25 protein-coding genes are annotated in these 24,834 nt (G+C 63.4%); 12 read left to right on the top strand and 13 right to left on the bottom strand.

Going from position 1 to position 24,834, the window contains the following annotated elements; genetic code table 11:
- Positions 1-61 precede the first annotated feature (61 nt).
- From C8C92_RS27545 to C8C92_RS17920, 4 genes are read left to right on the top strand one after another with little or no spacing between them, the layout of a single operon-like run.
- Positions 62-790 (top strand): hypothetical protein, encoded by a 729-nt coding sequence (locus C8C92_RS27545; RefSeq protein WP_165829477.1) that lies wholly within the window; start codon positions 62-64, stop codon positions 788-790.
- Positions 787-1,707, top strand: a complete 921-nt coding sequence (locus C8C92_RS27550) for a TIGR04222 domain-containing membrane protein (protein WP_165829478.1) — start codon at positions 787-789, stop codon at positions 1,705-1,707. Before C8C92_RS27545 ends, C8C92_RS27550 begins: the two co-directional genes overlap by 4 nt.
- Complete coding sequence (locus C8C92_RS17915) at positions 1,697-2,551, top strand: DUF692 family multinuclear iron-containing protein (RefSeq protein WP_165829479.1); 855 nt, start codon at positions 1,697-1,699, stop codon at positions 2,549-2,551. Before C8C92_RS27550 ends, C8C92_RS17915 begins: the two co-directional genes overlap by 11 nt.
- Complete coding sequence (locus C8C92_RS17920; protein WP_116744821.1) at positions 2,548-2,814, top strand: hypothetical protein; 267 nt, start codon at positions 2,548-2,550, stop codon at positions 2,812-2,814. Before C8C92_RS17915 ends, C8C92_RS17920 begins: the two co-directional genes overlap by 4 nt.
- Before the next feature lie 4 nt (positions 2,815-2,818).
- On the opposite strand, the gene C8C92_RS17925 is transcribed toward C8C92_RS17920, so the two are convergent.
- A complete protein-coding gene (locus C8C92_RS17925) occupies positions 2,819-4,684 on the bottom strand; it encodes a serine hydrolase domain-containing protein (RefSeq protein ID WP_165829480.1) in 1,866 nt (621 codons plus the stop codon).
- A gap of 92 nt (positions 4,685-4,776) precedes the next feature.
- Here C8C92_RS17925 and C8C92_RS17930 point away from each other — a divergent pair, with 92 nt between their 5' ends.
- A complete protein-coding gene (locus tag C8C92_RS17930) occupies positions 4,777-5,139 on the top strand; it encodes a hypothetical protein (RefSeq protein ID WP_116744823.1) in 363 nt (120 codons plus the stop codon).
- A 33-nt stretch (positions 5,140-5,172) separates the two neighbouring features.
- Here C8C92_RS17930 and C8C92_RS17935 read toward each other — a convergent pair whose 3' ends face one another.
- From C8C92_RS17935 to phaC, 4 genes are all read right to left on the bottom strand, one after another.
- Positions 5,173-6,339 (bottom strand): cystathionine beta-lyase, encoded by a 1,167-nt coding sequence (locus C8C92_RS17935; protein ID WP_116744824.1) that lies wholly within the window; start codon positions 6,337-6,339, stop codon positions 5,173-5,175.
- Between the two features lie 103 nt (positions 6,340-6,442).
- Complete coding sequence (rimO, locus tag C8C92_RS17940; RefSeq protein WP_099764554.1) at positions 6,443-7,798, bottom strand: 30S ribosomal protein S12 methylthiotransferase RimO; 1,356 nt, start codon at positions 7,796-7,798, stop codon at positions 6,443-6,445.
- Positions 7,799-7,992: 194 nt separating this feature from the next.
- Positions 7,993-8,556, bottom strand: a complete 564-nt coding sequence (gene phaR / locus C8C92_RS17945) for a polyhydroxyalkanoate synthesis repressor PhaR (protein ID WP_071076767.1) — start codon at positions 8,554-8,556, stop codon at positions 7,993-7,995.
- A 225-nt stretch (positions 8,557-8,781) separates the two neighbouring features.
- Positions 8,782-10,497 carry a class I poly(R)-hydroxyalkanoic acid synthase gene (gene phaC / locus C8C92_RS17950; RefSeq protein WP_116744825.1) on the bottom strand — a complete coding sequence of 572 codons (1,716 nt, stop codon included), beginning with the start codon at positions 10,495-10,497 and terminating at the stop codon, positions 8,782-8,784.
- Between the two features lie 121 nt (positions 10,498-10,618).
- On the opposite strand from phaC, the gene C8C92_RS17955 reads away from it, so the two are divergent.
- Positions 10,619-10,843 carry a hypothetical protein gene (locus tag C8C92_RS17955; protein ID WP_243420269.1) on the top strand — a complete coding sequence of 75 codons (225 nt, stop codon included), beginning with the start codon at positions 10,619-10,621 and terminating at the stop codon, positions 10,841-10,843.
- Positions 10,844-10,859: 16 nt separating this feature from the next.
- On the opposite strand, the gene pgeF is transcribed toward C8C92_RS17955, so the two are convergent.
- Complete coding sequence (pgeF, locus tag C8C92_RS17960) at positions 10,860-11,645, bottom strand: peptidoglycan editing factor PgeF (protein WP_116744826.1); 786 nt, start codon at positions 11,643-11,645, stop codon at positions 10,860-10,862.
- Complete coding sequence (locus tag C8C92_RS17965) at positions 11,645-12,670, bottom strand: RluA family pseudouridine synthase (protein ID WP_116744827.1); 1,026 nt, start codon at positions 12,668-12,670, stop codon at positions 11,645-11,647. The genes pgeF and C8C92_RS17965 overlap by 1 nt, the downstream gene beginning before the upstream one ends.
- An 89-nt stretch (positions 12,671-12,759) precedes the next feature.
- On the opposite strand from C8C92_RS17965, the gene C8C92_RS17970 reads away from it, so the two are divergent.
- Complete coding sequence (locus tag C8C92_RS17970; protein ID WP_071076763.1) at positions 12,760-13,563, top strand: outer membrane protein assembly factor BamD; 804 nt, start codon at positions 12,760-12,762, stop codon at positions 13,561-13,563.
- A gap of 165 nt (positions 13,564-13,728) precedes the next feature.
- Here the strand turns inward: C8C92_RS17970 and yaaA are convergent, their stop codons facing one another.
- On the bottom strand, positions 13,729-14,499 hold the full coding sequence (gene yaaA / locus C8C92_RS17975) for a peroxide stress protein YaaA (protein WP_099763403.1): 771 nt from the start codon (positions 14,497-14,499) through the stop codon (positions 13,729-13,731).
- 30 nt (positions 14,500-14,529) lie between these two features.
- Between yaaA and C8C92_RS17980 the strand changes: the two genes are divergently transcribed.
- From C8C92_RS17980 to C8C92_RS17990, 3 genes are all read left to right on the top strand, one after another.
- Positions 14,530-14,964 (top strand): putative toxin-antitoxin system toxin component, PIN family, encoded by a 435-nt coding sequence (locus C8C92_RS17980; RefSeq protein WP_096235854.1) that lies wholly within the window; start codon positions 14,530-14,532, stop codon positions 14,962-14,964.
- A gap of 83 nt (positions 14,965-15,047) precedes the next feature.
- Positions 15,048-16,226, top strand: a complete 1,179-nt coding sequence (locus C8C92_RS17985; RefSeq protein ID WP_116744828.1) for a pyridoxal phosphate-dependent aminotransferase — start codon at positions 15,048-15,050, stop codon at positions 16,224-16,226.
- 40 nt (positions 16,227-16,266) lie between these two features.
- Positions 16,267-17,370 carry an HD domain-containing phosphohydrolase gene (locus C8C92_RS17990; RefSeq protein ID WP_116744829.1) on the top strand — a complete coding sequence of 368 codons (1,104 nt, stop codon included), beginning with the start codon at positions 16,267-16,269 and terminating at the stop codon, positions 17,368-17,370.
- Positions 17,371-17,420: 50 nt separating this feature from the next.
- Here C8C92_RS17990 and C8C92_RS17995 read toward each other — a convergent pair whose 3' ends face one another.
- Entirely contained in the window at positions 17,421-17,879 is a 459-nt protein-coding gene (locus tag C8C92_RS17995) for a nuclear transport factor 2 family protein (protein WP_165829482.1), read from the bottom strand.
- A gap of 319 nt (positions 17,880-18,198) precedes the next feature.
- Between C8C92_RS17995 and C8C92_RS18000 the strand changes: the two genes are divergently transcribed.
- Positions 18,199-19,050 carry a helix-turn-helix transcriptional regulator gene (locus C8C92_RS18000; RefSeq protein ID WP_116744830.1) on the top strand — a complete coding sequence of 284 codons (852 nt, stop codon included), beginning with the start codon at positions 18,199-18,201 and terminating at the stop codon, positions 19,048-19,050.
- 29 nt (positions 19,051-19,079) lie between these two features.
- Entirely contained in the window at positions 19,080-20,114 is a 1,035-nt protein-coding gene (locus C8C92_RS18005; protein WP_099763397.1) for a serine hydrolase, read from the top strand.
- A gap of 7 nt (positions 20,115-20,121) precedes the next feature.
- Here the strand turns inward: C8C92_RS18005 and C8C92_RS18010 are convergent, their stop codons facing one another.
- From C8C92_RS18010 to mshL, 4 genes are read right to left on the bottom strand one after another with little or no spacing between them, the layout of a single operon-like run.
- Positions 20,122-21,024 (bottom strand): alpha/beta hydrolase-fold protein, encoded by a 903-nt coding sequence (locus C8C92_RS18010; protein ID WP_243420270.1) that lies wholly within the window; start codon positions 21,022-21,024, stop codon positions 20,122-20,124.
- 26 nt (positions 21,025-21,050) lie between these two features.
- A complete protein-coding gene (locus C8C92_RS18015; RefSeq protein ID WP_116744831.1) occupies positions 21,051-22,130 on the bottom strand; it encodes a tetratricopeptide repeat protein in 1,080 nt (359 codons plus the stop codon).
- A 17-nt stretch (positions 22,131-22,147) separates the two neighbouring features.
- Positions 22,148-23,053, bottom strand: a complete 906-nt coding sequence (locus C8C92_RS18020; protein ID WP_116744832.1) for an AAA family ATPase — start codon at positions 23,051-23,053, stop codon at positions 22,148-22,150.
- The gene (gene mshL / locus C8C92_RS18025) at positions 23,054-24,826 is read right to left on the bottom strand and encodes a pilus (MSHA type) biogenesis protein MshL (RefSeq protein ID WP_116744833.1); all 1,773 of its coding nucleotides are present in this window, start codon (positions 24,824-24,826) and stop codon (positions 23,054-23,056) included.
- Positions 24,827-24,834: the final 8 nt, after the last annotated feature.

Below are 24,834 nucleotides of genomic sequence, written 5' to 3' on the forward strand. Positions count from 1 at the left end.
ATATTTTTGCTATATTGCAAACTTGTGACTACCAAGCTTGCCCATCGTGAAAGAACACCGCATGCCGCCATCGCTGCCAGAAGAGATACAACGCCACCTGGACTTGTTCGTCGCCGCCGCGCAAAGCGCCTTTGGTGACGACCTTGCCGCCGCCGTGCTGTTTGGCTCGGCCGCCGATGGCCAGGTGCGCGCCACCTCCGACGTCAACCTGCTGTTGCTGCTCAAGCGCTTTACGCCGGCATCGGCCGATGCGCTGCGCGGGCCATTGCGCATGGCGCACGCCGCCATCGATTTGCAGGTGATGTTCCTGCAAGAAAACGAATTGACGCAGGCCGCCGACGCCTTCGCCGTCAAGTTCGCCGACATCATTGCGCGCCACAAGGTGCTGTATGGCGTTGCCCCTTTCGCCAGCCTGCACACCAGCCGCGACGCCGTGCTGCGCCGGCTACGGCAAGTGCTGCTGAACCAGCAGGTGCGCATGCGCGAACGGTATATGCTCCTCAGTCTGAACGAAGAACAGCTGGCCGGCGCCATCGCCGACGCGGCCGGCCCACTGCGTTCCGCCGCAGCGTCGCTGGCGCAGCTGGAGGGCAAGTCCGCGCGGTCCGGCAAGCAGGCGCTCGAAGCGTTTGTCGACCAGCTGGGCGACCCGGCCCTGCACGCTGCCTTGCAAACCATGTCGGCAGCGCGCGAAACGGCGCGCCTGGCGCCGGGGCAAGCCCTGCCCGCCTTCACCAGCCTGATGACCATTACCGAACGCTTGCGCGAACACGCGGAGACCATGCGGTGAACGGCGTCAATCCGTTCGACTGGAGCGGGCCCTGGTTCCTGCTGGCCTACCTGATCTTCGGCCTGCTCGTGTACTACCTCGCGCGCGAGTTGCTGATACGCCAGGAATTGCGCAATCCGCATGCCCAGCTGTCGCTCGCCGATGACCCGTACCGCATCGCCTTCCTGCGCGGCGGCGCGCTCGAAGCCGTGAAGATCGCCGCCATCGTGCTGGTCGACCGCGGCTTGCTGCGCGCCGAGGGCCCGCTGCTGGAAACGGCCAGCGCCGACAGTCTGCGCTTCGCCAGCCATGACATCGAACGCGACGTGCTGCGGCTGTACCTGGGCCGCCAGGGCCACAGCAAGGAACTGGCCGCGCAGGCGGACATGCTGCCAGCGTGCCGCGCCTACCAGGACAGCTTGACGCAGCAGGAATTGCTGGTCGGCCCGCCGCTGCTGCGCCGGCGCGCACGCATCACCTGGCCCGCGCACTATTTGCTGCTGACGGTGGCTGCCGTCAAGGCCGTCATCGCCATCAGCCGCCAGCACTACAACCTGCTGTTCCTGGCGCTGCTGCTGGCGATCTTCCTGCTCATGCTGCGCGGCTTGCGCACCCAGGCGACCAGCTGGAGCGCGCAGCGGCTGCTGACCGACTTGCGCATGCTGTTTGGCCGGCTGAACCAGCGCGCATCGCGCCTGCACGCAGGCAGCAGCAGCGCCGACATGGCCCTGCTGGCCGCCATCTTCGGCCTCGGCGCCCTGCCCTTGTCCGTGTACGCGTATGTCGCCGAGCTGTACCCGGTGCCCCGGCAAGGCACGGGTAGCGACTCCTCGTCCGGCAGCACGGGCGACTCGTCATCGGGCGGCGGTGATGGCGGCGGCGATGGCGGCGGCAGCGGCTGTGGCGGTTGCGGTGGTGGTGGCGGCTGTGGCAGTTAGCCAGGAAACCGCGCGCGACCGCGTCGGCCTGGGCTGGCGCGGCGAACTGGCTGCCGGCATCCTGTCCAACCTGGCGCACATCGATGTGCTGGAAGTGATCGCCGACGACTATTACCGCGCCTCGCGCGCCGGCATCGCCGCCCTGTGCAGCCTGGCGCGCCAGGTGCCGGTGAGCCTGCACGGCGTGGGCATGGGGCTGGCCTCGACGATTCCCGCCGACCCGCGCCGCCTGCATGCGATGGCGCGCCTGATGAAAACGGTACAGGCGGAGTCCTGGTCTGAGCACCTGAGTTTCGTGCGCGCCGGCGGCGTGGAAATCGGCCACCTGGCGGCGCCGCCGCGCACGCCGCTCAGCGCCGCCGGCGCGATCGCCAATATCGCTCTGGCCACGCGCATCGTCGGCAGCGCGCCGCTGATGGAAAACATCGCCACCTTGATAGACCCGCCGGCCAGCACCTTGGACGAAGCCGAGTGGCTGGCGCAGATTATCCACGGCGCGCACGTGCCGCTGCTGCTGGACCTGCACAACCTGTATGCGAATGCCGTCAATGCTGGCGAGTCGCCGCAGGAATTGCTGCTGCGCCTGCCCCTGGACCGGGTCGGCGCCGTGCACCTGAGTGGCGGCCACTGGATAGCCGCGCCGGGCGGCGGCCAGCGCTTGCTGGACGACCATTTGCACGATGTGCCGCCCGAAGTCTTCGCTTTATTGACCCAGCTGGCGCGCCTGGCGCCGCAACCGCTGACGGTGATCGTCGAACGCGACGGCAATTACCCGTCGTTCGAGCATGTGCTGGGCCAGCTGGAGCTGGCGCGCGCGGCCTTGCGCGCGGGGCGGAGCGCATGAGCTCTCCCGCACTCGAGACCTACCTGGCCAGGCTGTACACGGACGACGCCCTGCGTGCCGCCTTCCTGCTCGAACCCCGGGTGCAAGCCTTGCAGCATGGCTTGTCGCAGCAGGAAGCCGAGGCGATGGCGGCGATGGACCGCGTCGGCCTGCAGATGGCGGCGGCCAGCTATCGCGCCAAGCGGGCCGGGCGCGCCGGACATGGCAGCCAGCCCAAGCCGGCGCAGCGCTGGTGGCGCCGGCTGCTGGCTGCCTGGACCTGACAAGCTACAACTGCCACAGCCGCAACGGCAGCAAGCCCCACCAGGCCAGCACCAGCAGCAGTTGCAGCGCCGCCAGCAAGGCCACCCAATCCCATTTCGCCCACGAGCCCGATTCGGCAGCCGTGCCACGGCTGCGCCAGCAGCGCGCCAGGCCGAACGCCATGCTCAGCGGCAACGCGCCCGTGACCAGCGCCAGCAGCACGCTGGCGATGGTGACGTCGCCCAGGCGCAGGTAGGACTGGAAATAGAAAAACGGCAGCGGCAAGAGCAGCGCCAGCAGCGACAGCAGGGGCGCGAACAGATGGTCGCCCCGCCCCAGGCGGCGCAGCGCGGCGCGCCAGACACCCACCACCAGCACATACAGCAAGCCCGCCGCGCCCAGGGCCAGGCTACCCCACAAGACCAGCATGCGCAGCATCGACACCCTCTCATAGCTGCGCAAGCCATCGCTGAGCACATGCTTGCCGTCCTCCTGCATCAGCACGTGCGATGGCGTGCTGCGGTCGCTGGCACGGAACAGCAAGCCGCCCACCGGTTCCAGTTCCTTCGGCTCGCCTTGGAACGGGATCAGGAACAGCGACTCGCCATCCCATTTCAGGCGCGCAAAGCCGAAGACGGCATCGACCCAGGCCATGCTGGCCATGGGGCTGGGTGACGGCACGTACACGCCCTGCCAGTTTTCCACCGTGGGCGCGGGCATGCCCTGCGGCGCTGGCGCGCGCAGCGGCAGCTCCAGGTCGCGCAGCAGCAGGCGGTTGAAGCGTTCATAGTCGGCTGCTTCCGCATCCGTATTGAAGGCCGCGAAGAAGGCGCTTTTCTGTTCAGGATAAAGGCACAGCATGGCGCGAAAACCCACGGCCGTGCCGGGGTGGCAGGCGCCCACCACATTGTGGCGGTCGCGCACGGCCAGGGCCAGGCCGTGCCCCGTTGCCAGGCCCGCCTGCGCCGCATCCGTGCCGGCCGGTGCGGACAAGGCGCCCATCAGCGCCGGGGCGATGAAGCGCTTGTCCTGCAGTTTGCCGTCGCCCATCAGAAATTGCGCCAGCTTGCCCATGTCGGCCGCCGTGGTGGTAAATTGCGCGGCCGGACGCAAATACTGCGGCACGGCCGCTTGCGCCACGCCATGCTCGAAGTGGCCCATGGCCAGGCGCGGATCGGCCTGCGCGCCCGCCTGCGTGACGAAAGTAAACGTGCTGTCCGCCATGCCCAGCGGCTGCAGCAGTTGCGCATCGAGATAGCGCTCATACGGCTGGCCCGTGACCTTCTCGATCACCATGCCCAGCAAGCCATAGCCCATGTTCGAATATGCATAGCGGCTGCCGGGCCGGGCGCGCACGCGCAGCAGGCTGCGCCCGCCGTCAAAAGCGGCGGCCAGCGGTGTCTGCGGCGCCGGATTCAGGCTGAACGCCTGCCAGAAACGCACGTTATCGAGGCCGGACGTATGCGCCAGCAGGTGGCGGATGCGCACGGGGTCGCTGGCTTGCCACGGGTTTTTCAGCGCCAGTTCCGGCAGCACCTGCTGCAAGGGCGTGTCGAGCGTGAGCCGGTCTTCGCTGACCAGGCGCAAGACGCCCAGCGCCAGCGCCACCTTGCCCACGGAGCCCACTTGCACGCGCGTGTCGGCCTGCATGGGCAGGTGCTTGGCGCCATCGCGCTGGCCCGACGCGCCGACTTTGACTGTGCCATCGGGCAAGACTTCGCTCCAGACGGCGCCCGCCAGGCCCTCTTCCTTCAAGCCAGCGGCAAACTCCGCCTCCAGGGTGGGGCCGGCGGCATGGGCCGCCGTGGCACACAGCAACAAGGCCGGCACGGCGCGCCGCAGCCATGACCTGGCGCGCGCGGCCAAGGTGGGATGTGAATCTGCTTTCAACAATGTATTCCGCCTTTTTCCATGGATTGCGCTCCCGTTCAACAGAGCTTGTTACAATAAAAACCTGAACAAACAATCAAGCAGGAGCCTGCATGTCACAAGATATTATTTTAGATACCCCACTCCGGCAGACCAAGAACCTGGCCTGGTGGTTGTACCTGATACATGGCGCCAGCTTTGTGTTTTCGCTGGGCGCGTTTTCCTTCATTCCGCTCATCATCAATTATGTGAAGCGCGACGAGGCGGCCGGGACCTTCGTGTACAGCCATCACAGCTGGATGATCCGTTCCTTCTGGTGGTATGTGGCCTGGATCGTCGTCGGCGCCGTGCTGTGGATTACCATCATCGGCATTCCGCTGGCGTTCGTCGTGTGGGGCGTGGCCTGGCTGTGGAAAGCCTACCGCTTGCTGCGCGGCTTCCTCGACCTGAACAACAACAGTCCCGTACCGATGTAAACAGCATGCGCGGCAGGCTCCCGACTGCCGCCGCTACATCGCCGCGAACGCCCGCTCGATATCGGCGATCAAGTCCTGCGGGTCTTCCAGCCCCACGTTCAGGCGCACCAGCTGGCCCGGCAATGGCCAGCCCTTGCGCATGGCGGCGATGCGGTACGGCATCACCAGGCTGTTCGCGCCACCCCAGCTGTAGCCTATCTTGAACAATTGCAAGGCATCGACGAAACGGTCCGTTTGCGCCTCCGTGTAGCGGGCATCGAACAGCACGGAAAACAGGCCGCCCGCGCCCGTGAAATCGCGCTGCCAGATGGCGTGACCGGGACAATCGGCGAAGGCCGGATGCAGCACGGTGGCGATCTCGGCCCTATCCTTGAGCCAGGCGGCCACCGTGCGTGCGCCCGCATCGTGGGCGTCGAAGCGCAGCTTCATGGTGGGCAAGCCGCGCAGCACCAGGTAGGCGTCATCGGCGCCCACGCCCATGCCAAGGCGCATATGTGCCAGCGCCAGGCGCTCATGCAGCGCCCTGTCCCGCGTGATCAGGGCGCCCATCAGCACGTCCGAGCCGCCCGACTGGTATTTCGTCAGCGCCTGCATGATGATGTCCACGCCCAGCTCAAAGCCGCGCAGGGCCAGGCCAGCCGACCAGGTATTATCCAGAGCCACCAGCACACCGCGCGCGTGAGCGGCCGCGCAGATGGCGGGCAAGTCCGGCACTTCCATCGTCACGGAACCGGGTGCTTCCGCCCAGATGAGTTTGGTATTTTCCTGGATCAAGGCGGCGATGCCGGCGCCGATCAGCGGGTCGTAATAGCGGGCCGTGATGCCGAAATCCTGCGCCAGCCAGCGTCCCAGTTCGCGGTTCGGGTTGTAGATGTTTTCCGGCAATAAAACGTCATCGCCTGTTTTGAGCAGCGCAAAGTCCGCCATGGCGATGGCCGCCAGGCCCGATGGCGCCAGCAGGCAGTACTTGCCCCCTTCGATCTCGGCCAGCCGCGCTTCCAGCGTGAACGTGGTGGGCGTGCCGTGCAAGCCGTAGGTGTAGGCGTTCTTCTCTTTCCAGTCGCCCGAACGCATGGCCGCCACGTCCTTGAACAGCACGGTCGATGCGTGATGGATGGCATTGGGAAACGCGGCAAAGCCTTGCGGCGCCTGGTAATCGCTGTGGATCAGCGCCGTCTGGGGGGATTTGATAGTGGTCATGGCGTCGGCAAATAAAAAAAGGCGGTCAGCAATTGCTGGTCCGCCTTGATTGTAAGGGCTTATGCCCTTGCCTGCCGTACGTATGACAGAGTGTTACACCTGCTTACTCGGCGGCGCCCCACAAGTCATGCGCATCGGCCGAGGTGATGGTGACATCAACGAACTGGCCGACGGCCAGCTTGCGGTGCGGCTCGAACGGCGGCTTGACGTACACGACGCCATCGATTTCCGGCGCGTCGGCGGACGAGCGGCCCACGCCGCCGGAGCGGGTGACTTCATCGATCAGCACGCGCACGGTCTTGCCGACCTTGGCTTGCAGGCGTTTCTTGGAAATTTCTTCCTGCAGCAGCATCACGCGGCCACGGCGCTCTTCGCGCAGCTCTTCCGGCACGGGATTTTCAATCGCATTGGCCGTCGCGCCTTCGACGGGCGAATAAGCGAAGCAGCCCAGACGGTCGATCTGCGCTTCCTTGAGGAAATCCAGCAAGTACTCGAATTCTTCTTCCGTTTCGCCAGGGAAACCGGCGATGAAGGTCGAGCGTATCGTCAGGTCCGGGTTGATGGCGCGCCAGGCCTGGATGCGGTCGAGGTTTTTCTCGCCGCTGGCCGGGCGCTTCATGCGTTTGAGCACGTCCGGGTGCGCGTGCTGCATCGGAATATCGAGGTAAGGCAGGATGTGGCCGCCGCTCATCATCGGGATGATCTGGTCCACGTGCGGGTACGGGTACACATAGTGCAAGCGCACCCAGGCGCCGTAGGTCTTGGCCAGTTCGCCCAGCGCTTCCGTCAGCTGCGTCATGTGCGTTTTCACGGGACGGCCATTCCAGAAGCCGGAACGGAATTTCACGTCCACGCCATACGCCGAGGTATCTTGCGAAATGACCAGCAATTCCTTGACGCCGGCCTTGAACAGGTTTTCCGCTTCGATCATCAGTTCGCCGATCGGACGCGAGACCAGGTCGCCGCGCATCGATGGGATGATGCAGAAACTGCAACGGTGGTTACAGCCTTCGGAAATTTTCAGGTAGGCATAGTGCTTCGGCGTCAGCTTGATGCCTTGCGGCGGCACCAGGTCGAGAAAGGGCGCGTGCGGCTTCGGCAAGTGAAAATGGACGGAATCCATCACTTCGGACAGCGCGTGCGGACCGGTAACGGCCAGCACTTTCGGGTGCACCTTCATGATGATGTCGTCGCCGGCAGCATCTTTCTTGGCGCCCAGGCAGCCGGTCACGATGACTTTACCGTTTTCAGCCAGCGCTTCGCCGATGGCGTCCAGCGACTCTTGCACGGCAGCATCGATAAAACCGCAGGTATTGACGATCACCAGATCGGCGCCAGCGTAGGATTTCGCCGTTTCGTAGCCTTCGGCGCGCAGTTGGGTCAGGATTTGTTCGGAGTCGACCAGCGCTTTCGGGCAGCCGAGCGAGACAAAGCCCACTTTCGGCGCCGCACCTGGCATGGCCAGCATGGCCTCTGGCTTGGCGGAAGGAACGGGAATACGGTGAATTTCAGACATAGTTGGCAGCTAGTAAAATGGTGAGGCGAATCGGCTATTGTACCCCGAGCCGCCCCTTGCTGACAGAACTATGCTGATTTGATGACGCCGATACAACTCCCGGGCGATCGAATCGCCCGGTGAGTGTGTCGCATAGCTTACTTTTTGTCGGTCGGAGGAACCGGCGGAACAAACGGGAACGTGCCGAACAGATTCTTGCTCTGGCTCTGCATCTGTTCCTGCATCTGCACGAACAGGCTCTTGCTCTGGTCGATGTAGTTGTTCATCATGCCTTGCATCATCGGGCCCTGGACATTCATGAACTGGGTCCACATTTCCGGGCTGAATGGCTTGCCTTCGAAACTTCCGGCCGACGTGCCCGTGAATTTGTGCTGGATATCGGTGAACGCTTGCACGTTCTTTTCCAGGTAGGATCCCATCATGCCCTGCATGGCGTGGCCATAGTAGCGGATGATCTGCGACAACACGCTGCTCGAAAACATGGGCGCGCCGTTCGCTTCCTCTTCCAAAATGATTTGCAGCAAGATGCTGCGCGTCAAATCTTCGCTGGATTTGGCATCGACGACCGTAAACACCTCATTGTCCAACACCAACTGCTTGACGTCCGTCAAGGTGATGTAGGAACTGGTTTGCGTGTCGTACAGACGGCGGTTGGGATATTTTTTAATCAGGCGGTCTATACTTTTTTTTGCACTACTCATCACAAGTTCCACTTATTGCGCCGCAGCGCATACTGAGTTAATCCGAAAAAAAAGCGAACGTGGGTCCGCTTTCGCACCTGCCTACTTTTTCCATTATAGAGTGGAAAACGGCTCCATTACACATCAGGGTAGTAGATTCCCGCATTTATTGCAACGCAACTAAAAGTAGATTCCTGACAAGACCGATGATTACGCCGGCCTTGTCAGGCAAAAACGCTTTGTGACTTAATCTGCCCTGACTTTAACATACCGCCCCGGCGCCGGCTCGATTGCCGCGTGCCGCTTGTTGCCCGGCTTGCCGGGCGCCTTCACCTGCGTGCCGCCGTGTTCGGCCAGGAAGGCGGCCCATTCGGGCCACCAGCTGCCCGCGTGCTCGGTCGCGCCTACCATCCATTGCTCGGCAGTCAAGGCCTTGGCCTTCGCCGTGCGGGGCTGGTCATTACTCCAGTAACTGCGCTTTTTCTTCGAGGCAGGATTGATCACGCCGGCGATATGGCCCGAGGCACCGAGGATAAAGCGGTTGGCTTTCGGTTTTTTCGGATTCAGCAAGGCCGTGCTGGCGTAGGCCGCGCCCCAGGGCACGATATGGTCTTCGCGCGAGCCGTAGATGAAAGCGGGCGCGTCGATGCTGCTCAGGTCGACCTGTTCTCCGGCCACCGTCAGCTTGCCCGGCACTTTCAGGCTGTTTTCCAGGTAAGTGTTGCGCAGATACCAGCAGAACATGGGGCCCGGCAAGCCCGTGCCGTCGCCATTCCAGTACAGCAAGTCGAACGCGGGCGGTTCCTTGCCCTTCAGGTAATTCGACTGCACGTAGTTCCACACGAGATCGTTCGGCCGCAGGCTCGAAAACGTGCTGCCCAGGTCGCGGCCCGACATCAGGCCGCCCTTGGCCAGGCTCTGCTCGCGCAGCGCCACTTGCGGCTCGTCAATAAAGACGTCGAGCGCGCCCGTGTCGCAGAAATCGAGGAAGGTGGTCAGCAATGTCAGGCTGGCGGCCGGATTCTCGCCGCGCGCCTTGAGTACGGCCAGCGCCGTCGAGACGATGGTGCCGCCCACGCAAAAGCCGAACATATTGAGCTTGTCCTGGCCGGAAATGTCCTGCGCGACCTGAATGGCTTCGATCACGCCTTGCTCGACGTAATCGTCCCACGTCAGGTGCTGCATGCTCAGGTCCGGATTGCGCCAGGACATCAAAAACACGGTATTGCCCTGCTCTACCGCATAGCGCACGAGCGAGTTTTCCGGCTGCAAGTCAAGGATATAGAATTTATTGATGCATGGCGGCACCATCAACAGCGGCCGCTGGTGTACCGTGGCCGTCGTCGGCGTGTACTGGATCAGCTGGAACAGGGCATTTTCAAACACTACCGTGCCCGGCGTGGTGGCCACGTTGCGGCCCACTTCGAAGGCCGATTCGTCGGACTGCGAGATGCGACCCTTCTGCATGTCGGTCAGCATATTGCTCAAGCCCTTGGCCAGGCTTTCGCCCTTGGTCTCGATCAGGGTTTGCTGGGCGTCGGGGTTGGTGGCCAGAAAATTGGCGGGCGACATGGCGTCGACGATTTGCTGCACCGCAAACGCAATCTTTTGCTTCTGGTGCGGCGTCGCTTCCACAGCATCGGCCATGGCGCTGAGAAACTCCGCGTTCAGCAAATAGGCGGCCGCATTGAAGGCCGACAGGGGGCTGGCGTGCCAGGCGGGCGCGGCGAAGCGGCGGTCTTTCAGCTCCGGCGCCTTGCCGGCCATAAAGTCAGCCCACAAGCCCGTCAGCTTGGCCACATAGGCATTTTTCAGTTGCTCGATCGCTTCCGGCTTGATGCTGGCGCCCGCATCCTGCAAAATGCCGGCAATCGGATTACCCTGGGGCTGCGGTACCATGTTGAACCACGTCTTCCACTGCTCAGGATTGCTGATCTGCGCCATCCATTCCTTGGTCATCATTTGAGGATCGGGCATATTCATAGATGTAAAAGTCCATTAAGAAATTAAAACGTCGTCAAAAATAAATACTTTTGGATCAAAGCATGCAAACTCTTACTGACTGCCAATACCAATGATGCTCATGACCGCTGTTGCCTGGATCTATGTCGTCGGCCTCATGGCGCTGACGGAACCGTCCATCGTCGCCGGGGTAATGACCTTCGTGCTGTACTGCGTCATCCCGCTGTCCATCCTATTCTATCTGACGGGCTCGCGGCGACGCAAACGCAAGGCTGAGCGCGTCGCTGAACTGAAGGCGCGCGCGCTCGCCTCAGCAGACGATAAAACAAAAACGGCAGACACATAAGTGTCTGCCGTGCAGATTATTTGCGCCAGATCAAGCTGGCCTGTCTTCCCGTGACGCCATCGCGCCGGTACGAGTAAAACTGCGCCGCACCGCTGACGGTGCAATATTCCCCGCCGGCCACTTGCGCCACGCCATCACGCAGCAACATGGTGCGCGCCAGCGCATAGATATCGGCCAGGTACTTGCCTGGCTTGCCATCGATGGCGGCGAATGCATTCGACAACACTAGCCGCTCGGCAGCGTCGCGCGCGCCGTCGCGGAACGCTTGCAGCACGTCCTGCCCCACCTCGAATTGCTGTGGACCAATGGCTGGCCCCAGCCAGGCGAGGATCTCCGTCGCGCCCTGCGCCCGCATGGCTGCCACCGTGCGCTGCAAGACGCCATTGGCCAGGCCGCGCCAGCCCGCATGGGCCGCACCGACGACCAGGCCGTCCGTCGAGCAGAACAGCACGGGCAGGCAATCGGCCGTCATCACCACGCACACGGCGCCAGACTGCGTGGCGATGCTGGCGTCGGCATCGGGCACGCCACCGTGCAGGCTGGCCGCGTCCACCACGGCCACGCCATGCACCTGCGACAACCAGGCCGGTTCGGCAGGCAAGATGGCCGCCAGCCGCGCGCGGTTGGCCAGCACGTGCGCAGGATCGTCGCCCACGTGCGTGCCCAGGTTCAAGCCACCGCCGCCCTGCCCGTCACCATACGGCCCCTGGCTGACGCCGCCCGCGCGCACGCTCGCCAGCGCGCCCACGTTCGCGGGCAAGCCGGGCCAATCGGGCACAAGGCAAGGCAACGGCGACGTCATCAGACCTGTTCCGGCTCGGGAATGCCGGCGGTGGCGATCAGTTGCGCGAAATCATCGGCCAGCGGCACGATCCATTCACACGCTTCCAGGGTACCCGGATGCACGAGACCCAGGCGGCGCGCCTGCAGCGCCTGGCGCGAGAAGACCGACACCAGGTGCTGCTTGCCATACACGGAGTCACCGACCAGCGCGAAGCCCAGGTGCTGCATGTGCACGCGAATCTGGTGCGTGCGGCCTGTTTCCAGACGGCATTGCATCAGGCTCACGGGACGGCGGTCGAGTTCGCCGCTGCCGATCAATTCATAGTGCGTGATGGCCGGCTTGGCGGTAAAGTTTTCCGAGACAGCCATCTTGACGCGGTCGCGCGGGTGGCGCGCGATGGACGCATCGATAGTGCCCGCCTGTTTCGGCGTGCCCCATACGAGCGCAAAGTATTCACGCTTGACGGTACGCGCCTGCAACTGACGCACCAGGTCCGTTTGCGAGGCGAGGGTCTTGCCGACGACCATCAAGCCGCTGGTATCCTTGTCCAGGCGGTGCACGATGCCGGCGCGCGGCACGCCCGCCAGTTGCGGGCAGTGATGCAGCAAGCCGTTGAGCAAGGTACCCGACCAGTTGCCGGGACCCGGATGCACGACCAGTCCGGCCGGTTTGTTGATCACGATGATATGCTCATCTTCGTGCACGATGTTCAATTCCATCGCTTCCGGCTTAAAAGCCTCGTCTTCCGGCGCGCTTTGCGGCAGAATGACGATCTTCTCGTCGCCATAGGCGGTCATGTTGCGTTTGGCAACTTTTCCATCGACGGTCACGAAACCGGCTTCCAGCCACAGTTGCAAGCGGCTGCGCGAGTATTGCGGCACCAGCTGGGCGATGACTTTATCGAGGCGGTGGCCGCAGGCGTCCGGCGTCAGTTCCAATGTAATCGGGACCATGATCTCGAAGGCGTCGTCGGCGGCAAAATCGCCGTCAAACGCATCTTCGGCGCCATGGTCAGAAAGGGAGTCAAACGCGGAGTCAGCCAAATTAGGCTTCGGAGTTAATATCACAGCATTCCCATCGGCTATAATCAGCCTATTGTAAAATCTTGGTTAAAACCTTCTTGCAAAACGTCATGCAAAAAAAATTATCGTTGGTAGTCGCTTCAGTCGTTCTGCTCGGCATGTCCGCTTGCAGCTTGTTGCCTGAAAAAGTGGATGAGACCAAAAACTGGTCCGTTACGAAATTATACTCGGAGGCGCGTGAAGAAATGGCCGGGCAGCACTATGAAGCTGCAATCGGCCTGTTCCAGAAGCTGGAGGCTAACTATCCTTTCGGCAACTATGCCCTGCAAGCGCAGATGGAGATCGCTTACGCGTATTATAAGGCGGGAGACCAGGCGCAGGCACTGGCTGCCGTCGAACGCTTCATCAAGTTGCATCCGAACCACGCCAATGTAGACTATATGTACTACTTGCGCGGCCTGATCAGCTTCAACGACCAGATCAGCTTCCTGAACTTCCTGTACGAGCAAGACCCGACCGAGCGCGACCCGAAAGCCACGCGCGAAGCGTTTGCGGCCTTCAAGCAACTAGTCGACAAGTTTCCAAATAGTAAATATGCGCCCGATTCGCTGGCCCGCATGAACTATTTGATCGATGCCATGGCGAAATACGAAGTGCACGTGGCGCGGTATTACTACCGCCGCGGCGCCTACCTGGCCGCCGCCAACCGCGCACAAACGACGGTCAGCGACTTTGCCGCTTCGCCCGCCATCGAAGAAGCGCTGTTCATCATGTACCGCTCGTATGACAAGCTGGGCTTGACCGACCTGCGCGACGACACCTTGCGCGTGCTGACCAAGAACTACCCGAACACGGCATTCCTCAGCCCGGAAGGGGTGAACAAGGAACGCAAGTGGTGGAAATTCTGGCAGTAAAATAAGAAAAAACCGGGCTAGCCCGGTTTTTTTCTTGCTTCAACCCCAAAAGCAAGAACCGGGGTCGTTCGCTGCGCGATCGGAATGCGTCCCATTGGGACGCATTCCCCCGTCGGGTACGACCCCAGCTTTTGCAGCTGGGGGGCGTTACTGATTCATTCGCGCCTATTCGCCCACTTTACGCCGAAACACCCAGCTCTTGTCATTCGACGCTTCCGGCACGAAACCGTAGCCATCGACGTCAAACTGCTTGAGCTGTTCGGGATCGCGGATCGCGTTGACGGCCGCGTAGCGGGCCAGCATGCCGCGCGCGCGCTTGGCGTAGAACGAGATGATTTTATACTTGCCGTTCTTCCAGTCCTCGAACACGGGCGCGATGACGGGCACGTCCAGCTGGCGCGGCTTGACGGATTTGAAATATTCTTCGGACGCAAGATTAACCAGCACTTTCGCGCCCTGCTCTTGGGCCGTGCGGTTCAGGCGATTGGTGATGGTATCGCCCCAGAACGCATACAAATCCTTGCCGCGCGTGGTCGACAAACGCGTGCCCATTTCCAGGCGGTGCGGGTGGATCAGGTCCAGCGGGCGCAGCAAGCCGTACAGCCCGGATAAAATGCGCACGCGCGACTGGGCGTAGTCGAGCTGCTCGGGCTGCAGGCTGCGCGCGCCGAAGCCCGTGTACACGTCGCCATTGAAGGCCATGATGGCCTGGTGCGCATCGGTCAACTGCGGGGTCCAGGACGCATAGCGGGCCACGTTGAGGGCCGACAAGGCGTCGGAGATACCCATCAGGCTGCCCACTTCGCTAGGGGAAAACTGGCGCATGCGCTCGATCAGCTGCGCGGAATGGTCGAGAAAATCGGGGGTGCTGTGCAACGTGGTCGTTGGCGGCGTCTCCAGGTCGAGACTCTTGGCGGGCGAAAGCACGATCAACATAAATTATCACTACAGAATAGAATTGCCGACATGATACCTGCTCCACAAAAACTCGTCCTCGACACCAACGTCTGCCTCGACCTGTTCGTCTTCAACGACCCGCGCTGGGCGGGCCTGCTGGCGGCCATGGAAAGCGGCGCCGTGCACGCCATCACGCGCGAAGATTGCCGCGCGGAATATCTGGTCGTGTTGCATTACAAACATCTGCCGCTCGATGAAGCCAGCCGCGCCGTCGCCGCCGCCCGTTTCGACGCCCACATCAGCGTCGTGGCGCCACCCGTGTCCGGCGTGCGCCTGCCCGTATGCACGGACAAGGATGACCAGAAATTCCTCGAACTGGCGCGCGACGCCAACGCCGACATCCTCATCACCAAGGACAAGGCGCTGCTGAAACTGGCCCGCAAGACGGCCAAGGCCGGCATGTTCAAGATCATGCTGCCGGAAGGCTGGGCCTTGCCAGGCTGAGCCGCCAAAGCCCCACACGCGACGGGGCGCGCTGCGCTAGAATGGGACACGATTCCACTTTACGCACCGCGACCCTACCGTTCATGAACAGCCCGTCCCTGCCCTACACGACTCCCACCCTGACCTCGCGCCTGCCTCTCGTGGGCACCACCGTGTTTACCCGCATGTCCAGCCTGGCGGCCCAGCACGGCGCCGTCAACCTGGGCCAGGGCTTTCCCGACTTCGATTGCGACCCGGCCCTGGTCGATCTCGTCAGCGACGCCATGCGCGCCGGCCACAACCAGTACCCGCAGATGACGGGCGCCGCCCCCTTGCGCGAGGCCATCGCCGCGAAGATCGCCGGCCTGTACGGCCACGGCTACGATGCCGGCACGGAAATCACCGTCACGGCCGGCGCCACGCAGGCCCTTACCACGGCCATTTTGTGCTGCGTGCATCCGGGCGACGAAGTCATCGTCATCGAACCGGCCTACGACAGCTATCTGCCGGCCATCGCGCTGGCCGGCGGCGTGCCCGTGCTGGTGGCCATGCAGGTAACAGAGTCCGGCTACAGCGTGCCGTGGGACACGCTGGCCGCCGCCGTCAGCTCCAAAACGCGCCTGATCATCATCAATACGCCGCACAATCCGACGGGCACCATTTTGCGCCCTGCCGACGTGGCCGCGCTGGCCGACATCGTGCGCGGCACGCAAATTCTGATTTTGTCCGACGAAGTCTACGAACACATGGTCTACGACGGCGTGCCGCACGCCTCCCTGAGCCGCAACGCGGAACTGGCGGCGCGCAGCTTCATCGTTTCCAGCTTCGGCAAGACGTATCACGTGACGGGGTGGAAGGTGGGCTATGTGGCCGCCCCGGCTGCCCTGACGGCGGAATTTCGCAAGGTACACCAGTACAACGTATTTACCGTCAACACGCCGATGCAGCACGGCATTGCCAGCTACATGGCCAAGCCGCAGCCCTACCTGGACTTGCCCGCGTTTTACCAGCGCAAGCGCGACCTGTTCCGCGACGGCCTGGCGGGCAGCCGCTTTACCCTGCTGCCGGCCGACGGCACGTATTTCCAGTGCGTGCGCTACGATGCCATTTCGCAAGAGACCGAAGCGCAGTTCGCCGAATGGCTGACGGCCGAGATCAAGGTGGCTGCCATTCCCGTCTCCGCGTTTTATGCGCAGGGCAAGGAGTCGGGCATCGTGCGTTTCTGCTTTGCCAAACAGGATGACACCTTGCGCCTGGCGCTGGAGCGCCTGCGCAGCATATAACCGAGCATGGCTCCGCTTCGGCGGAGCAAAGGATGACAGCATGGTACAGCGTCGCATCGGCCCGGCCGACCTGGTTCCCGGCGAACCCCTGCCCTGGGATCTGTTTCTGGCTGACCATACTGCCGGCCCGCAACTGCGCAAGGGGCAGATCATCACGGACGGCGCGCAGCTGGGGCGCTTGCTGCAGCTGGGTCTATACGCGGGCACGCCGGAGCAGCCGTCCGTCTTGCGCTTGCTCAATGAAGCGGCGCAGCGCCTGGAACGCCTGCTGCTCGACTTGCGCAGCGAAAGCAATGCCGAGCGCGACGTGCGCGACATCGCGCGAGACCTGCTGCGCGCGCTCGAACATGATGCCGATATCGCCCTGGCCAGCATCCTGCTCAACCAGATCGCCGGTAGCTACGCCGTGCGCCACTGCATCGAAACGGCGCTGCTGGCCATGCTGGTGGGGCGCAGCATGCACAAGTCCCACGATGAACTAATACTGATCGGCGCCGCCGCGCTGACGATGAACGTGGGCATGCTGCGCCACCACGACAGCTTCCAGGACCGGCGCGGCCCCCTGAATGACGAAGAAATGCGCATCGTGCGTCTGCACCCGCAGGAAAGCACGGAATTGCTGCGCTGCGCCGGCGTCGACGACGAGGAATGGCTCAGTTGCGTGCTCTTGCACCATGAAAACGACGACGGTAGCGGCTACCCGCAGGGGCGCACGGCCGATGAAATCCTGCAAAATGCCAAGCTGATCGGCCTGGCCGACCGCTACTGCGCGCGCGTCTCGGCGCGCAACTACCGCCGTTCCATCGTGCCCGACCAGGCGCTGCAGCACATCTTCCTCGAGCAGGGCGTGGCCATCGACCCGCTGCTGGGAGAACAGTTCGTCAAGCTGCTGGGCAAATATCCACCCGGCACCCTGGTGCGCCTGCGCAGCGGCGAACTGGGCGTGGTGACGCAGCGGGGCGCCGCCCACGTGCATCCGCTCAGCGACCCGCTGGGCGCGCCGCTGGCCGCCGCCCAGCTATCGCAGATGACGCCGCGCGACACGGGCGACAGTCAGTTCGCCATCGTCTCGTCGCTGCATGAAGACGATGCGGGCGTGCATTTCAGCATGCGTAATGTGTGGGGCGATGAAGCGCGCCTGTAGCTGCCTGGATAACGCCGGGCGCCAGACCCGGCCCCCGGAAAAATGTCAGCTCACGGTTTCGGTGGACGGATGCCGGTGTACTGTGCGCTGACCAGTAGCCATTGCTTGTCGACAAGCCGAGCCACATACCCGGCGCGCAAGGCGAAGGTACGGGCAGCCGCGTCCTGATTGACGCGGTAGGACAGCCGTGCCGAGATGAGCGCCGTATCGCCAAAAAGACGCACCACCGGCTCATCGACCTGGAGTTGAGGACTCGGCCGTTTCTGCTCTGGCGCATAGAAGGAGAGCATTTTTTCACGCCCGTCCACCTCGCCGACCGGCGATACTTCCACATAATTCTCGGCCGTGGTGGCTTTCAAGGCAACTTGATCAAAATTATTCTGCGCCTGTGCATGGCGCTGCACCAAAGCCAGCAGTTCGGCATCGGCGGGAGCCGCCTGCGCACCACCGATCGCGCCCAAGGTGCCAAGCAGGCAGGTAGAAAGAATAGGTGAAAGGGTCAATTTCATGCGTATTTCATCCGGGTCGAGGTCATGAAGAAGCATTCGTTGATGACTGCGGCAGCGCCAGCATCGAACACTCGCTTGCGGGCAAACTCATCATGAGGGAGCCCACTGCATGCTATCCCATTGCCCTTTCCAGCGCATGCCATTGCGACAAACTGCTCAATTGGGGGTTTGAAACGCCATTTCGAGGACGCCTGGCGACCGGCTTGATGGCGCCGCCCCACATCCCGCGCATTCCCCTGAATCGACCGTTCATCCTGCGTCTGGCGCTATTCGTCGGCCCGCGCTCGCCCATCCGGGCGGGCGCACATACCATGCCGATATGACCACTCCACTCCAGTTCAAGTCCGGCCAATTCTATGGCGATGTGCATCACGGCGCGCGCGGCAGCATCTTCGATATCCGCCGCCTGAAGGCCACGCGTGGCGAGGACGAAGTCGAAACGCACCGGCATGACGATGCCCACTTCGTCTTCGTCCTGTCCGGCACGTATATTTCCAGCGCCCTCCACGCCCCGGCGCGCGCGCCGTCACCCACCCTCGTCTTTAATCCTGCCGGCACGACGCACCGCGACCGCTTCGTCGATGGCAAAGGCAGTTTCATGACGGTATCGCTCGACCCTGCCCAGCTGTCGGGCGCCGAAGAATTGCATGCGGCCCAGGAATGCGCCACCGTGTTGCGCGATACCGCCAGCGCGGCTGCCGCCTTCCGGCTCGCGCGCGAAATCGGTCGCGGCGGCGATGCCGCGCTGCTGGAAGCGGGCGCGTGGGAGATGCTGGCCAGCCTGCACAGGACGCCCCAGAAGGCACGCCCATCGCCGCCCGCCTGGGCCCACCAAGCCTATGAAGCGGTGATGGACCTGTCCAACGACACGCATCTGCGTATTGCAGACGTGGCCGTTGCGCTGGGCGTGCATCCCGTGCACCTGGCCCGCGTCTTCCGCCAGGCCTGGGGCTGTTCGCCGGGCGACCTGCTGCGCTGGCGCCGCGTCGATCAAGCCTGCGGCCTGCTGCGCCGTCCGGAACTGAGCATGGCCGACGTGGCGCTGAGCGTGGGCTTCGCCGACCAGAGCCACATGAGCCGCGCCTTCCAGGCCCGCTACGGCATGACACCCAGCAACTATCGCCGCCAAATGTTTCAAACGTCCAAGACAATGCTTGGTTTGCAAGACTAGACTGGCCTTTTCCAACTCAGGAGTACACCATGTTGCGATACCTCCCCCTTCTTCTGGCCTGCGGCAGCAACGTCCTCGCGGGCGAACTGGACGGCGTTACCACCGCCATCGACGCGGGCGACTTCAAGCAGGTCACCAGCGTCGTCGTGGCACAGCATGGCAAACTGCTCTACGAACACTACTTCGACAAGGATGGCGCCGACAGCCTGCGCAACACGCGCTCGGTTGGCAAGACGGTAGCGGGCATGCTGGTCGGCCTGGCCATCGAGCGCAAGCTATTGCGCGCCGACACTCCCGTGCTGCCACACTTTCCGGAACTGCGGCCGCTGGCCCATGCCGACCCGCGCAAGGACAAGATCACGGTCGAGGACTTATTGACCATGAGCTCGCTGCTCGAATGCGACGACGACAACCAGCATTCGCGCGGCAACGAAGAGCGCATGTATCTGGTGGAAGACTGGAGCCGTTTCGTGGCCGACCTGCCGATCCGCGGCTTTCCCGAATGGCAGCCCCGCCCCGAGCAATCGCCGCATGGCCGCGCCTGGAGCTACTGCACGGCAGGCGTAACCCTGCTGGGACCGCTGCTTGAAAAAGTGAGCAGCCAGAGCGTGCCGGACTTCGCTGCCGCCAACCTGTTCAAGCCGCTTGGCATCGACAAGGTGAAATGGCAACTCCAGCCCAAGGGCAGCGCCATGACGGGCGGCGGATTGCAACTGCGCAGCGTGGACCTGATGAAGCTTGGCCAGCTCTACCTCGACGGCGGACGCTGGAATGGCAAGCAGGTGATACCGGCTGAATGGGTCAAGCGCTCGATCGCGCCCCATGCCAACGCGCGTGAAGGCATGGACTACGGTTATCTGTGGTGGCTGCAACCGTTCACGGCCAATGGCCGCACGGTGCAAAGCTATGGGATGGCAGGTTCTGGCGGCAATAAAGTGCTCGTCCTGCCGGAACTCGATGCGGTGGTCGTCATCACCACGACCAACTTCCAGGTACGCGACGCCCACGCGCTCAGCGAAAAATTGCTGACCAAGCTGATCATGCCGGCATTGATGCGCCCCTGAGCACCTTTCATTTTGCGGACGTCAAATACGCCCGCAAGCCATGTGTCAGCACAAACGGAAACACGCTCGCGTGGTCTTCGTCCTCGAAGACGCGCAGGCGCGTCTTCAGGCCGGGGTACTTGCGCGATGTCAACTTCCCGTCGAACTCGCGCACGTCCGCCAGCATGTCGGCCTCTTCCTCCGCGCGCGAACGCTTCTTGCCCGCCGCCAGCTTTTCCAGGCCGCCGATGCCGAAGAACACGGACGCGGGCAAGTCCTTGTGGCTGGCGGCATACGCCTGCTCGCGCTCGAACATGATGCCGGCGTCGTACCACAGCGACGGACTGCCGAGGATGTAATGCTCGAAGGTGCGCGGTTCGGTGAGCAGAAATTGCAGGCCCAGCAGGCTGCCGTATGAGTGGCCGATAAATACCTTGCGCTGCATGTTCACGCGGTAATGCTGCGCGATGAAGGGAAACACCTCGCCCGAGACGAACTGGCCATACGCCTTCGCTTCACCGAACGCCGGTTGCCGCCCCGGCATGTCCGAGCGGTAGTCGTGCTTGCGAGGCGTGGTGGGCGTGTAGTCGCGGCGGCGGCTGTACACCCCGCCATCGCCGTTGGCGTACGATAGGCCAACCACGACCACCTCTTCCATCCCGGCATGCTTGTTCAGGCGCTGCGCGATATTGCGCACGATGGCGAACGCGTAATTGGCGTCGACGACGAACAGCACCGGATAGCGTTTATTTCCCTGCTGATAGGAATCGGGCAAGGCGACATACACCTGATAGTCGCGCTTCAGGGCTTGCGCCCGGATGTCGCGCACCTGCGTATTTTCCAGTACGTAGCTGGCAGGGGCGCTGGCGGGCGCGGCATGGACGCCATTAACAAGAAAGCAAAGGGCTAGGAGGAAACTATGTGGCTTCAAGCTGGCTTCTTTCATGGAGGTCATTGCTATTTTGCCGCAGCCGTCGTCAACTGCACCAGCTTGCGCTCGACAAACGCCTGCAGCTGGGGCGACAGGGTTTGCAAGCCCTTGGCCCGCTCGAACGCCTGGCGCGCCTGGGCCGGGTGGTTGTCGGCTTGCAATGCTATCCCCAGGCCCATCCACCAGACGCTGTTGTCAGGCACCGTCTGCAGGGCCAGCTGATAGTGCTCGGCCGCTTCGCGGTAGCGCTGCTCGCGCTGCAGCACGCCGGCCAGGAAGGCGCGGTAATCGCCGTTGTCGGCGGCGTACGGCAGGCTGCGCATGAGGGTATCGAGGGCCGCTGCGCCGCCGTTGGCCTTGTCCAGCTGCAAGCGGGCCAGCATCATCGCCTGCGCCGGCTGTTTCGGGTCCAATGCCAGACTCAGCTGCAATTGGCGCGCCGCCTCGTCGGGGCGTTGCGCTTCGAGCAGCAGGCGCACCAGGGTTTCGCGCGCGCCCTGGTGGCGCGGGTCCAGCTGCAGGGTCTGCTGCAAGCCGGCCAGCGCTTCCGAGACGCGGCCATCCTGCAACTGGCCCAGCGCGCGCCGGTAGTCATTCTCCACGCGCTGCTGCGGCGTGATTTGTTTGCCGCCAAGGATACGTTCGCTGGTGGCGGGCGCTGGCGTCTTCACCACGGGCGCCACGGCAGGCCTGGCGGGTTGTTGCGTGATGCGGCGCAGCAGCTTGGCTGGCGCGACCGTCTCCCCGGCCTGCAACACCGGCTCGGGTGCCAGCGGCGCCGTGGCGACCGGCGCCGGCGCAGGGACTGGCGCAGCCACAGGTGCAGCCGCAGGAGCAGGTACAGACACCGGCACGGGTAGCGGTGCCGCCACCGGCAGCGGCGTGCTGGCCACGCTGACCAGCACGGGCGGCACGGGAGGGCGCTTCCAGTACACCCAGCCCAGGGCGATGGCGGCCGCCGTCAGGCCGGCCGCGCCGCCGAAGACCAGCGCGCGCGAGACGCCCCGCTCGCGTTCGGGCACGGAGCGGATGCCGGCCGCGTCGCCGCGCCCATCGGGGGTGCCGCGCGCATCGAGGTCTTGCAACATCTTGTTAATCAGGCTCATCTACAGGCTCATCTTCGTCATCGGTTCAATAAGGTCCAGCTCACGCCGCAGGCGGCGGCCAGCATGCCGGTGCCGGCCAGCCACGGCCATGGCCGTTGCCAGAATCGGCGCGGCTTGCTGGCCAGGGTATCGCTGGCGGCCAGCGCCACGTGGCGTCCGCTGACCTGCTGCCGGCCTTCGCCGTACGCCACCATCAGCGCCTTGTGCGCCATGATGTTGATCAGGCGCGGGATGCCGCCGGAAGCCTTGTACAGCTTGCTCACGCCGCCACGGCTGAACAGGCGCGCGCCATCGAAACCGGCCACGCGCAGGCGGTGCGCCACATAAAAATCCACGTCGTCGCGCGACAAAGGGCCCAGGTGATAGTGAAAGGTGATGCGCTGCGTCAACTGGCGGATTTCCGGCAGGGCCAGCTTGACGTCCAGCTCGGGCTGGCCGAACAGCACGATTTGCAGCAGCTTGCGCTTTTCCGTTTCCAGGTTCGTCAGCAGGCGCAAGGCTTCCAGGCTGTCGACGGGAATCGCCTGCGCTTCATCCAGACACAGCAGCACGCGCTTGCCCTGCGCCGCCAGGTTAAGCAAACGCAAGTTGAGCGACTTGAGCAGCTGATGCTGATCAGCATCTTTCTCCAGCAGCACATCGAGGTCGTCCGCCAGCGCCAGGATCAGCGAACGGGGCGGCAGGTTCGGATTCGGGATGTAGGCCGTGACGAAATCCGGGCCCAGCGATTGCATGAACTTGCGGCACAAAAAAGTTTTACCCGTCCCCACTTCGCCAGTAATCTTGATGAAGCCCTCGCCATTGCGCGCCGCCACCAGCAAGGTGTTGAGCGCCTTTTGCGACTGCGGGCCGTTGAAGAAGAAACTGGTATCGGGCGTGAGGCCGAACGGCGCCTCGCGCAAGCCGAAATGGGCCTGGTACATTTAGCGCCGCTCCGATGGGCGGCGTGGGTCGAGCGCCTCGATGCGCTTGCCCGAATCGAGCAAGTCCTCGTTCCAGCTGTTGGCGCCCTCGACGATGGTCGGCTTGATCAGCACCACCAGTTCGCGCTTCTGTATCACCTGTCCCGTGTTGCGGAACAGCGCACCGAGCACGGGAATGTCGCCCGCGCCCGGCACTTGCGAGCGATCCGAGGTGGTGGCCTGGCGCATCAGGCCGCCGATGGCGACGATGCGTCCATCCTGGCTGCGCACCATGCTGTCCATCTCGGACGTGCTGGAGGCGGCCAGCGGCAATTTCAGCGAACCGGCACTGCCCAGGTCGATTTCCTTGCTGACGGTGGTGACCTGGCTGACGGACGGATGCACGTGCAGGATGATATTGCCCTGGTCATCGATCTGCGGCGTCACGTCCAGCACCACACCGGAAAAGAATGGCTGCAGGGTGACGTTCGGGCTGGAGGTGGTGCCGCCCGTGGTGCCGGTCGACGTCACGGTGGTGCTCACGCCGGTGACGAAGAATTCGTCCGTGCCGATCTTCAGCACGGCCTTCTGGTTGTTCATGGTGGCGATGCGCGGGCTCGACAGCACGTGCACGGCACCTTGCGATTCCAGGAAGGTAATCATGGCGGCAAAGTTGGCGGTCTGGAAGGCCAGGCCGAACATCGAGCCGGCCGCCGTGGCCGCCGAGCTCAAGCCAAAACCGCTGCTGGCCGTCAGGCCGTTGCCATTCGTCATGTTCGGCGGCTGGCCGCCGTTGAACGGCAGCGGCGCCAGGGTGCCGCCCGGCTGGATGAAGCCCGTCGAGATGCGGTTCGTGTGGCCGCTCTTGATGGAGGCAAACGAGGCCCAGTTGATGCCGGTCTGGAAATTGTCGTTCAGTTCCACTTCGAGGATCTTCGCTTCCAGGATCACCTGGCGGTCCACCGACAGCTGCGTCGCCTTCAGGTACAGGTCGACGGCGCGCAATTCATCGGGCATGCCGCGCACCACGACGACGCCGGACTGCGGGCTGATCACCACCTTGCGGCCGTCGGCCGTGCCGCCGATGATGGCGCCCAGCGATTCTTTCAATTCTGCCCAGAAATTGCTGTCCGACGTGGTGCTCAGGTTGGAACTATCGAGCACCACCTGGTTGCCGGGCTGTTGCGTCTGGTTCTGCGGGCTCTGCTGGCTGGACTGCCCCGACTGATTATTGCTGGTGCCGGCATTGCCCACCGATGTCGAAGAGACGCGCAAATTCGACGTCCCCTTGCGGTTGCCCGTCAGGTAATTGACCTGGAACATGCGCGTTTGCATGGTCAGGGGCCGAATCGCAATGCGCGTGCCATCGACCTTGTAATCATAGCCATACATCTCGCGCACGGCGTCGAGCGCCTCGAACAGCGTCACATCTTTCAGGTTGGCGGAAATATTGCCCTGCACCTCTGGATGCACGAGCATGTTGTAGCGCGTACCGTTGACCAGCGAATGAAAGAACTGGCGTGCAGGGACGTTGTTGAACGCGACATTGAAACGCTCGTCCAGCACGCCGCGCGCCTTGGGCAACTGCGCGGCCAGCGCGGACGCCGGCGGCAGCAGTGCGTTTTCCACCGCTGCCGACTGCGCCGCCGGGTTGGTGGTGGCCACTGCGCCTGCCACCTGCTCCTTGATCGCATTGTAGGTGTCGCGCTTCACAGGCGCGACGTTGCAGGCGCACAAACCCGCAGCAAGTCCCAGGACGCTTGCCCGCTTGCTTATTTCAAATATCTTCCGCATTCCCGCCT

Source organism: Janthinobacterium sp. 78 (assembly GCF_003096775.1).
Taxonomy (GTDB): Bacteria; Pseudomonadota; Gammaproteobacteria; order Burkholderiales; family Burkholderiaceae_D; genus Janthinobacterium; species Janthinobacterium tructae.

Bases quoted from the DNA above. Each gene is read 5' to 3' on its own strand.
- C8C92_RS17955 (WP_243420269.1), top strand. From the start codon at position 10,619: ATGACCGCTGTTGCCTGGATCTATGTCGTCGGCCTCATGGCGCTGACG.
- C8C92_RS18005 (WP_099763397.1), top strand. From the start codon at position 19,080: ATGTTGCGATACCTCCCCCTTCTTCTGGCCTGCGGCAGCAACGTCCTC.
- yaaA (WP_099763403.1), bottom strand. From the start codon at position 14,499: ATGTTGATCGTGCTTTCGCCCGCCAAGAGTCTCGACCTGGAGACGCCG.
- C8C92_RS17930 (WP_116744823.1), top strand. From the start codon at position 4,777: ATGTCACAAGATATTATTTTAGATACCCCACTCCGGCAGACCAAGAAC.
- C8C92_RS27545 (WP_165829477.1), top strand. From the start codon at position 62: ATGCCGCCATCGCTGCCAGAAGAGATACAACGCCACCTGGACTTGTTC.
- C8C92_RS17970 (WP_071076763.1), top strand. From the start codon at position 12,760: ATGCAAAAAAAATTATCGTTGGTAGTCGCTTCAGTCGTTCTGCTCGGC.
- C8C92_RS18015 (WP_116744831.1), bottom strand. From the start codon at position 22,130: ATGAGCCTGATTAACAAGATGTTGCAAGACCTCGATGCGCGCGGCACC.
- rimO (WP_099764554.1), bottom strand. From the start codon at position 7,798: ATGCCAGGTGCGGCGCCGAAAGTGGGCTTTGTCTCGCTCGGCTGCCCG.
- phaC (WP_116744825.1), bottom strand. From the start codon at position 10,497: ATGATGACCAAGGAATGGATGGCGCAGATCAGCAATCCTGAGCAGTGG.
- C8C92_RS17920 (WP_116744821.1), top strand. From the start codon at position 2,548: ATGAGCTCTCCCGCACTCGAGACCTACCTGGCCAGGCTGTACACGGAC.
- phaR (WP_071076767.1), bottom strand. From the start codon at position 8,556: ATGAGTAGTGCAAAAAAAAGTATAGACCGCCTGATTAAAAAATATCCC.
- C8C92_RS18000 (WP_116744830.1), top strand. From the start codon at position 18,199: ATGACCACTCCACTCCAGTTCAAGTCCGGCCAATTCTATGGCGATGTG.
- mshL (WP_116744833.1), bottom strand. From the start codon at position 24,826: ATGCGGAAGATATTTGAAATAAGCAAGCGGGCAAGCGTCCTGGGACTT.
- C8C92_RS18020 (WP_116744832.1), bottom strand. From the start codon at position 23,053: ATGTACCAGGCCCATTTCGGCTTGCGCGAGGCGCCGTTCGGCCTCACG.
- C8C92_RS17985 (WP_116744828.1), top strand. From the start codon at position 15,048: ATGAACAGCCCGTCCCTGCCCTACACGACTCCCACCCTGACCTCGCGC.
- C8C92_RS17990 (WP_116744829.1), top strand. From the start codon at position 16,267: ATGGTACAGCGTCGCATCGGCCCGGCCGACCTGGTTCCCGGCGAACCC.
- pgeF (WP_116744826.1), bottom strand. From the start codon at position 11,645: ATGACGTCGCCGTTGCCTTGCCTTGTGCCCGATTGGCCCGGCTTGCCC.
- C8C92_RS17980 (WP_096235854.1), top strand. From the start codon at position 14,530: ATGATACCTGCTCCACAAAAACTCGTCCTCGACACCAACGTCTGCCTC.
- C8C92_RS17935 (WP_116744824.1), bottom strand. From the start codon at position 6,339: ATGACCACTATCAAATCCCCCCAGACGGCGCTGATCCACAGCGATTAC.
- C8C92_RS17995 (WP_165829482.1), bottom strand. From the start codon at position 17,879: ATGAAATTGACCCTTTCACCTATTCTTTCTACCTGCCTGCTTGGCACC.